Source organism: Bacillus changyiensis, assembly GCF_027706145.1.
Classification (GTDB): Bacteria; Bacillota; Bacilli; order Bacillales; family Bacillaceae; genus Bacillus; species Bacillus changyiensis.
This window is the reverse complement of record NZ_JAQFWW010000002.1, coordinates 849,043-861,505: the sequence shown is the minus strand read 5'-3', so window position 1 is coordinate 861,505 and position 12,463 is coordinate 849,043. Positions and strand designations below refer to the sequence as shown.

The 12,463-nt window shown below is 37.4% G+C and carries 12 protein-coding genes; all 12 read left to right on the top strand.

The window, feature by feature from the left end:
• The first annotated feature begins 94 nt into the window (after positions 1-94).
• The 12 genes from PDT38_RS11430 (at position 95) to xylA (ending at position 12,346) form a co-directional block, all read left to right on the top strand.
• Complete coding sequence (locus tag PDT38_RS11430) at positions 95-1,057, top strand: helix-turn-helix transcriptional regulator (RefSeq protein WP_270801573.1); 963 nt, start codon at positions 95-97, stop codon at positions 1,055-1,057.
• Positions 1,058-1,140: 83 nt separating this feature from the next.
• Positions 1,141-1,770, top strand: coding sequence for a type 1 glutamine amidotransferase family protein (locus PDT38_RS11425; protein ID WP_270801570.1), 630 nt, complete (start codon positions 1,141-1,143; stop codon positions 1,768-1,770).
• 232 nt (positions 1,771-2,002) lie between these two features.
• The gene (locus PDT38_RS11420) at positions 2,003-2,416 is read left to right on the top strand and encodes an AAA domain-containing protein (protein ID WP_270801568.1); all 414 of its coding nucleotides are present in this window, start codon (positions 2,003-2,005) and stop codon (positions 2,414-2,416) included.
• 442 nt (positions 2,417-2,858) lie between these two features.
• Positions 2,859-3,188, top strand: a complete 330-nt coding sequence (locus tag PDT38_RS11415; protein ID WP_270801567.1) for a PadR family transcriptional regulator — start codon at positions 2,859-2,861, stop codon at positions 3,186-3,188.
• A gap of 5 nt (positions 3,189-3,193) precedes the next feature.
• The gene (locus PDT38_RS11410; protein WP_270801755.1) at positions 3,194-3,952 is read left to right on the top strand and encodes a hypothetical protein; all 759 of its coding nucleotides are present in this window, start codon (positions 3,194-3,196) and stop codon (positions 3,950-3,952) included.
• A gap of 413 nt (positions 3,953-4,365) precedes the next feature.
• Positions 4,366-5,151 (top strand): MerR family transcriptional regulator, encoded by a 786-nt coding sequence (locus PDT38_RS11405; protein WP_270801565.1) that lies wholly within the window; start codon positions 4,366-4,368, stop codon positions 5,149-5,151.
• Entirely contained in the window at positions 5,129-6,931 is a 1,803-nt protein-coding gene (locus PDT38_RS11400; RefSeq protein ID WP_270801753.1) for an ABC transporter ATP-binding protein, read from the top strand. The genes PDT38_RS11405 and PDT38_RS11400 overlap by 23 nt, the downstream gene beginning before the upstream one ends.
• Positions 6,932-7,194: 263 nt before the next feature.
• Positions 7,195-8,175 carry an ATP-binding cassette domain-containing protein gene (locus PDT38_RS11395; protein ID WP_270801562.1) on the top strand — a complete coding sequence of 327 codons (981 nt, stop codon included), beginning with the start codon at positions 7,195-7,197 and terminating at the stop codon, positions 8,173-8,175.
• A 21-nt stretch (positions 8,176-8,196) separates the two neighbouring features.
• Positions 8,197-9,012: an ABC transporter permease gene (locus PDT38_RS11390; RefSeq protein ID WP_270801560.1), complete on the top strand. Its 816-nt coding sequence runs from the start codon at positions 8,197-8,199 to the stop codon at positions 9,010-9,012.
• 78 nt (positions 9,013-9,090) lie between these two features.
• On the top strand, positions 9,091-9,771 hold the full coding sequence (locus PDT38_RS11385; protein WP_270801558.1) for a response regulator transcription factor: 681 nt from the start codon (positions 9,091-9,093) through the stop codon (positions 9,769-9,771).
• On the top strand, positions 9,768-10,838 hold the full coding sequence (locus tag PDT38_RS11380) for a sensor histidine kinase (protein WP_270801556.1): 1,071 nt from the start codon (positions 9,768-9,770) through the stop codon (positions 10,836-10,838). The genes PDT38_RS11385 and PDT38_RS11380 overlap by 4 nt, the downstream gene beginning before the upstream one ends.
• Positions 10,839-11,026: 188 nt before the next feature.
• Entirely contained in the window at positions 11,027-12,346 is a 1,320-nt protein-coding gene (xylA, locus tag PDT38_RS11375) for a xylose isomerase (protein WP_270801554.1), read from the top strand.
• Positions 12,347-12,463 lie beyond the last annotated feature (117 nt).

The following is a 12,463-nucleotide window of genomic DNA, read 5'->3' as shown; positions in this document are numbered from 1 at the left end:
ATTAATAGATTCATTGAAGACAACAAAACTGTAAATAAAACGCACTCATAATCTTAACCTAAACATGAATTTACGGCGATCGAGGTGAAACATTATGGCTAAAATTGATAATATGATGGCGATTCTATGGATGTTGAATTCAGGGAGGAAAGTGACTGCAAAACAAATATCTGAAAAGTTAGAGATTCATATAAGGACTGTTTACCGTTATATTGATGCACTCTCAGCTAGTGGTGTGCCAATTATATCTGATACGGGTCATAATGGGGGATATACCTTGTTAAATGATTTTATTGAAAGTCCACTTTTTTTTGATGTTGATGAGCAAACCGCTTTACTTCATGCTGCTAGTTTTGCAAAAGGAGCTGGATATTTTTTAGGGGAGGCATTAAACAGAGCAACATCGAAGCTAAAAATGTATTCCAATCAAGAGCAGGAAAGAATGATCAAGCAGCAATTAGAAGGGCTTGAAATAATAAGTCCACTCGGAAAATCATCTGTTGAACCAATATTAAAGAAATTGGGGCAAGCTATAGTTAATGAATCATCTGTAGAAATTGAATACCTTGCAAGTCGTGAAGAGCAACCTAAGCGAAGGATTGTAGATCCATATGGAATGATTTATTGGAATCATAATTGGTATGTTATTGCATTTTGTCATTTAAGGAATGAAATCCGCAGCTTTAAAGTGGAGCGAATGATTAGCATGATTCAAACAGAAATGATCTTCAATCGGCCAAAACCTTTCTCAGCAGGTGAATTTTTTATGAAAAACCTACTTCCAAATATTGAAGATAAGCAAGGACTTATACCTTTAGTTATTGGTGGTAGGAGAAGCGCGCTCAATAACTTATGTCAGCATTGGTTTTTAGGGCATCATTTAAAAGAGCGGACTTCAAATAAAGTGATATTTCTACTAGAAGAAGAAGTGATCCATACATATGTACCGTATTTACTTTTACCTTATGGAAAATCTATTCAAGCTATTGAACCAATCAGTTTGAAGCAAAAATTGATTGAAGTTCTGTATGAGTTAATTCATTATTATCAAGATTAAAAAACATGACTGACGGAAGATGTCAGTCATGTTTTTTTATAATAGGGTATAGCGATTAATCAATGATAAAAGGAGTGCGTGTTATGCATACAAAAAAAGTGTATCTTTATGTATTTGATACGATGTCAGACTGGGAGATCGGTTATTTAATTGCGGAACTAAACTCTGGAAGGTATTTCAAAAAAGAGTTAGCATCTCTAGAGGTGGTTACAGTAGGCGTTGATAACAATCCTGTTACTACAATGGGAGGATTGAAAATACGACCTAGTATTTCTATTGATGATTGTATGTTAGAAAGAGATGATGTTTTCATTCTTCCGGGCGGAAATACTTGGATGGAAGCGATTCATGAACCTATATTGAAAAAAGTTACTAAATCGTTAAAAGAAGGGGCTGTTGTTGCGGCGATTTGTGGTGCAACAGTAGGACTTGCAAAGATGGGATTGTTAGATGCAAGAAGGCATACAAGCAACAATCTAGACTATTTGAAAATGGTTTGTCCTGATTATACGGGAGAAAAATATTACCAAATGGAGCCGGCAGTAACGGATGGGAATTTAGTTACTGCCTCAGGTATAGCTCCGTTAGAATTTACAATGCATGTATTGAAGGTACTAGAAGTGTTTGCCCCAGAAACATTACATGCATGGTTCAATCTTTATCAGACTCAGAACCCAAAATACTTCTTCGAGTTAATGAATTCAGTTGAATAGCTAGTCGTAATACTTGAGAGGGGTATTTTTTACAACGAGGTCTGACGATTATTCAAAGCCCTTAAAGAGAGGGGAATGCCTGGGCGACCCAGCAACTACAACATTAATAATAGATCGAATAATCGTAAATCACTCACTGGTTTTAGGGATAGAGGGACAAGGCAAGAGTGGCTAGTGGGTCTGTAAAGGATCTGCTACAAACCGACAATTTGTTAAAGAGCAAGGAGACTTGGTGGCAGACCATATTATGAAACGATGGAAAGAAACTTCAGGTCCTCCCAAGATATATATTATTTCTCCTTTTACCGCAGTAAAAGATGGATTAAAAAAAGTTCTAAAAGAAAGATTAAAAAACATGAATATACCTACTGAAATATTAAACAATTGGTTGAAGAATTCTGTCGGTACGGTTCACACATTTCAAGGAAAAGAAGCAGATATTGTTTATTTCGTAACCGGTACAGACGAAAATAGCAATGGAGCAGCTAACTGGTCATGTTCAAAGCCAAATCTAATCAATGTAGCTGTTACGCGAGCTAAAAAAGAGTTTTATGTAGTTGGTGATTATAAACGGTTCTCTAAAAAACCAAACTATGATTGTATCATAGCAAATATAGAAAAATTCAGCTATGTTACTAATAAATGACTTGTAAAACATTAAGTTAAAGAGGGAGAACAATACTCCCTTTTTAACCGTGATTCTGGATTGAGCTTGTTTATCGCGCTTTAGCTTACGTCATAGATGATCTAAAAATCAAGCTCTTTCACAGGGCTCATGGAAATGAATTTAAAAATGAAACATTCAAGATTAAACGATCTCTAAGTATGAAAGGATGTCCCTTTTGTAGCGGAGGCAACATGTACAATCACATCCAAATTCTTTACCATCCAATAAAGTTAGCAGAACAGTAACACAAGTGGACAAACAGAATATCGTTTTTTTGAATTTAACCAATAAACTAATATACTTAATAGGATGAGAGCCAAACGGGCACTTTTATTTTTAATTTATACCTTGCAATACAAGGTATAAGAAATTATAATGAACGTATATCTTGTATTACAAGGTATTGGAAGGAGTAAATTCTATGGCAGATAATACTCAAATGTTAAAGGGAATACTAGATGGTTGCCTTTTAGCAATCATTAAAGATGGAGAAATCTATGGGTACGAATTAGCTACTAGACTGGAGTCTTATGGTTTTAACTCTTTCAGTGAAGGCACCATTTATCCTTTATTACTTCGAATGCAAAAGGAAGGATTAATTAGTGCTACGTTAAGAAAATCAACAGCTGGACCTAAAAGAAAATATTACTCATTAACTGAAAAAGGAGAACAAGAGTTAAAGTTATTTATCAAGCGGTGGGAGCAGTTAAGCTTAACTGTTGATAATGTGTTAAACAGAAGGGAGAGGTGAAAAATATGCTTTCTAAAAAGTCAGAACAGTTTTTGGAAGAACTTCGCCTATATTTAATTTCAAAAGGGAAAAATGACAAAGAAATTAATGAAATTGCAGAGGAACTTGAAGTTCATTTACTTGAAGCGGAGTCAAAGGGAAAAGATGTAACACATATAATAGGAGAAAACCCTAAGCAATATATGAAGAGTATCGGAGAATCAATGAAAACAGACTATCGTGAAATTTTCGGATTAGTACCAATCATACTGCTTTTATTGGCTGCCTACATGAGTATCGGACCTGCAATCGAAGGAGAATTTTCATTATCTATAGGTATGATATTGCTTGCATTTATGATAGGAATTATAGGAGTAGCCATTTTTGGTTTGCTGTTATTCAAAGTATTACCTAAACTTCAATCAAAATGGGGCAAGATTTTGACGACCATAGGAACAAATTTTTTAGTTACTGGGTTATTTGTTGGCATTTTACTTTGGTATAAAAAGCAAGGTTTTAAGACCGTTTACATAGCGACACCTTTTCAAAACAACTTGATTATCGTTTTTTGTATTGTAATATTTGTTGTTGCGGCACTTTATACAAAATCTTGGTTTACAGTGATCATCGCATTGCTTATATCACTCGGACCCCTTGCAAATCAATTTATTCCAGAGGATATAAATAAAAATCCAATCTATATCTTTTATACAATACTGCTTATAGCAGGTATAGCAGTGTTTATCATTTTTTTAATCATAAGAAAAAAGAAGAGGCATAAGTAACGTATCCTTTAAAATTCAATAACGGGGGTGATCTGAAAGTAGTGTGGATGAATGAAAAATCGGGAAATTTGCTTGCCTAGCTCGCTATTCCCGCAGAAGTCTCGCAATTCCCCCTGATTTATGTTGAAAAAGGATTTTTTTAGCCAGCTCCAGATGATTTCCAATCCCAAGGGCCTTAACCTATGAAAGACGGTTAAGGTCCTTTTCCATTAAAAAACATTGTCGTCAGTAGTAAAGTTTACTGTTGGACGCCTTTTCACGAATAGCAATCTTGAATTATAACTCTTAACAATTTTGCGTTTTTCGAATGTCTCCTATATTACTTATTCCAACCTAATCAAAACTTTTCACTTGCTTCTCACGTTACGTGAAGTTTTATGATAGTCATAGAATCTTAGATGGAGGGACTTTGCATGGCAGATAAATATTCGATCGGTGAGTTTTCCAAGAAAACAGCAACAACAATTCGAACTCTGCATTATTATGATGAAATTGGATTATTAAAACCATCATATGTTTCAGAAAAGGGAAGACGTTATTATACAAATCATGATTTCGTTACTTTACAAAGAATTCTTACATTAAAATTTTTGGGTTATTCATTGGAGCAAATTAAAGGGTTTTTTCAGGAAGAGACTTGGGACTTAAAGGATACTCTTTCCTTTCAGAAAAAAGTGATGTATCAAAGGAAACAACAGATTGAAAGTGTGATCAAGGCATTGGATCATGCCCTCCATATTATAGAAGATCATCAGGAAATTGAACCGTCGGTGTTTATTACCCTTATTCATAGTATTCAAATGGAACATGAACAAAAGAAGTGGCTAAAAGGTTTCATAGACGGGGATTTGGTTGAAGAAATGTTTGATATTCCTGAAAATAAGCAGTTGGAAATAGAGAAAAAATGGGTAGAAATTTCAATTGAATTAAAGAGATTATGTAATCTTGATCCAGAGGATAAACGGGTTCAAAATCTCATTGACGAAATGATGACTATTGTGAAAGATCTAACAGGAGATGATCTTACTTTTGTCCAAGAGATTGCCGAAAAAGACGTAGAAGATGATGCATGGTTATTCCACTACCATTCTCCTTTTTCAGCTGAAGAGGAGGAGTGGCTAGCTCGTGCTTTAAACTTTTATTTAGAAAAGAAAGGAGTGAGTTTAACCGATGCAGATGGAACAAAAGAACCTTCCTAAAGTAGATCATATTCGTACTTTTTGGCTCTTAATTAAAGAATCAAAGCCACCTGTCAAAATATTTGTTGTGGCTGTTATACTTAGCTTGCTTGAGACAGGGGCAGGATTAATTGTCCCTCTATTTACAAAATCATTAGTTGATCAGCTTTCCCAATCAGCTTTACAACTATCAATGATTTTTCTTTTAGTATTTGCTTTTATTGTTCAGACCGTTTCATCAGGTTTTTCATATTATTTCATGACTTATATAGGAGAGTCGATTGTGGCCTCCATTAGAAAAAGGCTTTGGGGACAAGTTCTTCATTTGCCCCTACCATATTTTGATCAGCATGAATCGGGTGATACGATGAGCCGGATTACTCAGGATACAAATACGATCAAATCGTTAATCACTCAGCATTTAATTACTTTTATTACAGGGATCATTACGATCATCGGTTCCATTGTTATTCTTCTTTTCATTGATTGGAAAATGACCTTAATCATGCTCATTGCTGTCCCTCTATCTATTGCCATTATCACACCGCTGGGTCGAAAAATGTATAACATTTCAAAATTAAACCAAGATGAGATGGCTAACTTCTCTGCAAATTTAGGGAGGGTGTTGGCTGATATTCGCCTTGTCAAAGCTTTTCTAGCCGAGAAAACCGAAAAAACGAAAGGAAATGCACGGATCGACCATTTATTTCAATATGGTTTGCAAGAAGCGCGAATACTTGCAGTTATTACACCCTTCATGTCCTTTATTATGATGCTCATCCTTGTCCTACTCATTGGTTATGGTGGTGTTGGCGTAGCATCTGGCGCCTTATCTGCTGGGTCTCTTGTCGCCATTATGATTTACATGTTTCAGATTGTGGTTCCGTTTAGTCAAATGGCTTCCTTCTTTACGTCATTCCAGAAGGCGATGGGAGGAGCAGAAAGTATTCAGACCATTCTATCCACTCAAAAAGAACATCCTGATGATAAGTTCACTGTTCAAAACCCATCACAGGATATTCATTTTAAAAATATTTCCTTCCGTTACAAAGATGGTGAACCGATCATAAAACAAGTGAACTTGACCATACCTCATGGAAAAACAACGGCATTTGTCGGTCCAAGTGGAAGTGGGAAAACGACATTATTTGCTTTGCTAGAAAGATTTTATATCCCGAATTCCGGGGAAATTTTACTGGGAGATACCAGTATTCAGGATTTCAGTTTATGTTCATGGCGTAGTAAGTTTAGTTATGTATCTCAGGAAAGTCCGCTGATGTCAGGAACAATTCGCGATAATATTATTTACGGAATGGAAAAAGCAGTTTTAGAGAAAGAAATTCAAACAGCAGTAGATCTTGCCAATGCTTCAGAATTTATTTCCCAGTTTCCGAAAGGACTAGATACTGAAGTTGGGGAGCGTGGCATTAAACTATCTGGTGGACAAAGGCAGCGAATTGCAATTGCTCGAGCTTTAATCCGTAATCCGAAGATTCTTTTACTAGATGAAGCCACATCTAACTTAGATAGCACTTCAGAGTTTCTTGTCCAAAAGGCACTTCAGTATTTAATGAAAGGCAGAACGACACTTGTCATTGCACATCGCTTATCAACTGTTGTAAATTCAGAGCAAATTGTGGTTTTAGAGGGCGGAACAATTACGGGTGTCGGTACACATCATGAGCTAGTTAAACATCATGATACTTACCAACAACTTGCAAACCAACAGCTTCATGACCCAGAAATAGATGATAAACAATCATCATTTTCGTCTAATAACGATAGCTGTATAAATCAGTGAAAATTACAACCACAGACAATACTTGATCCGTCAATTAGCAGTCCAACAATGATCCACAAGAGACCCATATAAGCCAAAGACACGCACACGCGTCTTTTTCATACCCCATGTTATTAAGCAATAAGTTCTATAACAAATTATCTAATACGTAATTTTCCATACTTTCTATTTTCATTTTTTATTTAGTTGTTCATATTCAGTTCATAAAAGTGATCTATAATTTCTAATGAATCAGGAACATATGAGCGAAATGGAGGATCACAATGAGTATCGGACAAAATAACGAGTGGGCGGTTGAAGCTCAAGGACTCGTCAAAACATTTGGAGATAATCGAGCGGTTGACGGGGTCAATCTTAAAGTGAAAGCCGGCACAATTTACGGTGTACTGGGTCCAAATGGGGCAGGGAAGACAACCACGATTAGAATGCTGGCCACATTATTGCGGCCGGATACAGGAAGCGCGCGTATTTTCGGATACGATGTTATCAAGGAAGCGCATATTGTTCGTCAGTTGATTGGGGTGACAGGTCAGTACGCTTCAGTTGATGAATCACTTAGTGCTCTCGAAAATCTAATCATATTTTCCCGGCTGTTAGGTTTAGGGAAGAAAGAGTCGCGGTTAAAGGCGATGGAGTTGCTGGAGGAGTTCGGCTTAACGGAAGCTGCCAAGCGTCCATTGAAACATTTTTCTGGGGGCATGCGACGTCGACTGGACCTTGCTGCGAGTCTGATCGCTCAACCTCCACTTATTTTCTTGGATGAACCAACAACCGGGCTAGATCCGCGAACACGAAATCAAATGTGGGAGACGATTCGTAAGTTGGTTACGACAGGATCAACTGTATTATTAACAACTCAGTATCTCCAAGAAGCTGATGAATTGGCTGACCGAATCGCAGTAATTGATCACGGTCGAGTCGTTGCAGAGGGGACGGTTGATGAACTTAAACAGTCCGTTGGTACTTCATCACTACACTTAAGCATTCGAGATTCGAATAGTATGCATCGCGCTAGACAGTTGGTTGAAGAGGTACTAAAAATTCAGTCAGTCGTTTCAGCTGAAGGTGGAAAGATTACGGCACCTCTGGCAGATGCCAACCGGGTGACCGACTTGTTAATTGCCCTAAGATCAGCAGAAATCGAATTAACAGAGTTAAGTGTTCAGAAACCGACCCTAGATGAGGTCTTTTTAACGATTACTGGACACGGTGTGAAAGGTGTATCTAAGGCTGCAAATGAATAGAAAAAAGAAAAGGAGTTTGTTATGAAAAATGTTTCTAATATACACATTGGCAAGAATCAATTATCAAATAGATCTAGCATTCGTCAAGTGGTAAAAAATTCATTAACGATGGCCTATCGGGGTTTATTAAAGATACGACGTACACCTGAGCAGTTGTTCGATGTCACATTTCAACCCATCATCTTTACCTTGATGTTTACCTACATCTTTGGCGGGGCGATCTCTGGAAATGTGCAAAACTATTTGCCTGTTATTATTCCTGGTATTCTTGTTCAAACTGTCATCACAACCTCAATTGTTACTGGTGTTCAACTGCGAGAGGATATGGATAAGGGAGTATTCGACAGATTTAAGTCATTACCAATCGCCCGGATCGCTCCATTAGCAGGGGCTTTATTGGCTGATACGATTAGATATACAATTGCAACAGTACTTACATTTGCCATGGGATATCTGATGGGCTATCGACCAGAAGGAGGTCTAGGCCATGTGGTTATTGCTGGTCTTCTTGTGATTTTCTGTTCTTGGGCTGTGAGTTGGATCTTTGCTTTTTTCGGTGTTATTTCAAGGACTGCTTCAAGTGTACAGGGAATCTCAATGATCATATTGTTCCCACTCACATTTCTCTCGAATGCTTTTGTGCCGGCAGATACGATGCCTGATTGGCTTCAATGGTTTGTCAAAATAAATCCTATTTCACACCTTGTCACGGCCGTCAGAGAGCTGACCAATTCCGGCACGATTGGGTGGGATATTGCCATCACTCTGATCGGAGCCGTTCTGATTGTGGCTATCTTTGCTCCGATTACAGTTCGCGCTTATATGAAAAAGGCTTAATCGTGTAAAATAAAAATCACCATGGGAATCGAACGGTTACTGGTGATTTTCTTTATTTTTTAAAAAGGAATGAACAATATGGCAAAAATATTAATTGTAGATGATGACTTACACATTAGACAATTAATTCATGTGATTCTGTCGAAAGAAGGTTTATCTATTGTAGAGGCAGTAGATGGAAGAGCGGCTCTATCTATAATAGACTCAGAGAAAATCGATTTGATTATTCTTGATATCATGATGCCGAACATGGACGGTTGGGCATTCTGTCAAGAAGTCCGAACTTATTATTCCGATACATTGCCCATCTTAATGTTGACGGCAAAAGGGGAAACGGCTCAAAAAGTAAAAGGATTTGGTCTAGGAGCGGATGACTATATGGTTAAACCGTTTGCTCCACCTGAACTGGTAGCTCGGGTAAAAGCACTCTTGAAACGCTATCAAATTATCGTTTCTAATCGAATTCAAATCGGCAATATTGTCATTGATCATGCTACCTATAAAGTTTGTATTGGAAACCATGAGATGACCTTACCTCTTAAAGAGTTTGAACTGTTGTTTAAGCTTGCAACACATCAGCAAAAAACCTTTTCAAGAGAACAACTTATTGAAGATATTTGGGGATTTGATTATGAAGGGGATGAACGAACCATTGATGTCCACATTAAACGATTACGACAGCGGTTTTCTCAGGACAACTGTCCATTTAAAATTATAACCATTCGAGGGTTAGGCTACCGCTTGGAGGTGCAACATTGAAGCTACCTAAATTTCTGAAACGAATCTTAGGTTTTCTAGCTGTGACGCTCTCATTACTTTTATGCTGGTCAAGCGCCTATTGGTTAACATTGGCGATTTATCATGCTATCCAATATAGTCCCCATGAAATTGCTAGACAATTAATCAATTCAGTCTTGGGATTTTTCTTTTTTGGATGTTGTATGTATCTGATGACAAGAATCGACTGGGTCAAAGCACAACAAGATAAATTCTTACATCCGATGATTGATGCGATGAAGATGATGGCTGAAGGAAATTTTAATATTGATCTTTCTTATTATCGAAGTCAATTACGAGGCCGAGATAACCATCCATATTATAAGATTATTGAGAGCATTAACCATATGGCTAGTAGACTGGGAGAAATGGAGGAAATGCGACAACAATTTATTTCAAATGTTTCGCATGAAATTCAATCTCCACTGACGTCAATCAGCGGATTTGCCCATGCGCTAAAGAGTGATGACTTAACCCCTGAGGAACGTAAACATTATCTGCAAATTATTGAAAAGGAAAGTATCAGGCTGTCAAAATTAAGTGAAAACCTATTGAAACTTACTTCTTTAGAGGCTGATCATCTGACCCTAGAACTAAAAGACTATCGTTTGGATCATCAGATTCGCCGAATTATTCTGGCCAATGAACCACAATGGGCAGAGAAAGGTATCCAAATGGATATTTCTCTTGAAAAATTAAATATCACTGCAGATGAGGATCTACTCGATCAAGTATGGACGAATCTGATTCATAATAGTATTAAATTTACTCCGACAGCAGGAACTATTACAGTTTGTGCATCCAAAACAGCTGAAAACGAGCTGACCATAAACATAAATGACACCGGCATCGGCATGAATAACGATACTCTCATGCATATTTTTGAACGATTCTATAAGGCTGATCAATCTAGAAACCGTCATTACGGAGGGAGCGGCCTTGGTTTGTCAATTGTAAAAAAAATCATCGATTTGCATAAAGGTAAAATCAAGGTTCAGAGTGAACTAGGAAAAGGAACAGAAATCATTGTGATATTAAAGCAAATTTAATCAAAAAGGATACCACCCCTCATAAGGGGCTTTTTTCTTGGAATGAATTGTTGGACTGAAAAAAAATACACAAATTTGCCAAGAAACATTATTGATTAAAGCGCTTTCTTTTTGTAGAATAAAAACAGTTAGTTTATCCATCCAATAAACTAACTAAATACACAATTTTTATTCAGGAGGGTGAAAAAATGGGTACTTATTTTGAAAACGTTAACAAAGTTGCTTATGAAGGAAAAAGTTCTAAGAATCCGTCGGCATTTAAATATTATAATCCTGAGGAAGTGATCGGTGGAAAAACAATGAAAGACCACTTGCGTTTTTCCGTTGCTTATTGGCATACGTTTACCGCTGATGGTACTGATCCGTTCGGAGCAGGAACAATGGAAAGACCATGGGATCGTTTTTCAGGAATGGATTTAGCAAAGGCACGAGTTGAAGCAGCTTTCGAACTTTTTGAAAAACTAGGTGTACCATTTTTTGCTTTCCATGACCGTGACATTGCACCTGAAGGAAAAACATTAAGTGAGACAAACGAGAATTTAAATACGATTTTAGCAATGATTAAAGAGTACATGAAAACGAGCAATACCAAACTTTTATGGAATACGGCAAACATGTTTACCAACCGTCGGTTTGTTCATGGGGCAGCAACAGCCTGCAATGCTGATGTATTTGCTTATGCAGCAGCACAAGTGAAAAAAGGATTGGAAACAGCAAAAGAACTAGGAGCAGAAAACTATGTATTTTGGGGTGGACGTGAGGGGTATGAAACATTATTAAATACTGACTTAAAGCTGGAACTTGACAACATGGCTAGATTTTTACATATGGCCGTCGAGTATGCGAAGGAGATCGGTTTTACTGGTCAATTCTTAATTGAACCAAAACCAAAAGAACCGACCACCCATCAATATGATACCGATGCCGCTACCACGATTTCTTTCTTAACACAATACGGATTAGATGAATCCTTTAAATTAAACCTTGAAGCAAACCATGCGACATTGGCTGGACATACTTTTGAACACGAATTGCGTGTTGCCAGAACGAGTGGCTTGCTTGGATCTGTCGATGCAAACCAAGGAAATCCACTGCTTGGTTGGGATACTGATGAATTCCCGACTGACTTATATGCTACAACTTTAGCCATGTATGAGATTCTCCAAAACGGTGGCCTCGGATGTGGTGGTTTAAACTTTGATGCCAAAGTGAGGAGAACATCCTTTGAACCAGATGATTTAGTTTATGCCCATGTTGCAGGAATGGATTCCTTTGCAAGAGGTTTGAAGGTCGCCTACAAGTTAATTGAAGATCGTGTATTTGAAGACGTGATTGCCGAGCGTTACAGCAGCTATACAGAAGGAATCGGTCTCGATATCGTTGAAGGAAGAGCAAACTTCCATACACTTGAAGCCCATGCACTTCACCATCACAACATTCAAAACGTATCAGGAAGATCGGAGCACTTAAAAGCGATGTTAAACCAATATCTTTTAGAAGTAGAATAAATCCTTCTTCATGGACCCGCTAATTGTAATTGTCAATTCAATGATCTACTGGGTGGGTCCTTTTTTCTTGAAAAAATCCAAATAAAAAGGAGGATAAAGACAGGCTTTTCAGTGCAG

Coding starts and splice junctions, on each gene's coding strand:
- PDT38_RS11430 (WP_270801573.1), top strand. CDS start 95: ATGGCTAAAATTGATAATATGATGGCGATTCTATGGATGTTGAATTCA.
- PDT38_RS11425 (WP_270801570.1), top strand. CDS start 1,141: ATGCATACAAAAAAAGTGTATCTTTATGTATTTGATACGATGTCAGAC.
- PDT38_RS11415 (WP_270801567.1), top strand. CDS start 2,859: ATGGCAGATAATACTCAAATGTTAAAGGGAATACTAGATGGTTGCCTT.
- PDT38_RS11410 (WP_270801755.1), top strand. CDS start 3,194: ATGCTTTCTAAAAAGTCAGAACAGTTTTTGGAAGAACTTCGCCTATAT.
- PDT38_RS11405 (WP_270801565.1), top strand. CDS start 4,366: ATGGCAGATAAATATTCGATCGGTGAGTTTTCCAAGAAAACAGCAACA.
- PDT38_RS11400 (WP_270801753.1), top strand. CDS start 5,129: ATGGAACAAAAGAACCTTCCTAAAGTAGATCATATTCGTACTTTTTGG.
- PDT38_RS11395 (WP_270801562.1), top strand. CDS start 7,195: ATGAGTATCGGACAAAATAACGAGTGGGCGGTTGAAGCTCAAGGACTC.
- PDT38_RS11390 (WP_270801560.1), top strand. CDS start 8,197: ATGAAAAATGTTTCTAATATACACATTGGCAAGAATCAATTATCAAAT.
- PDT38_RS11385 (WP_270801558.1), top strand. CDS start 9,091: ATGGCAAAAATATTAATTGTAGATGATGACTTACACATTAGACAATTA.
- xylA (WP_270801554.1), top strand. CDS start 11,027: ATGGGTACTTATTTTGAAAACGTTAACAAAGTTGCTTATGAAGGAAAA.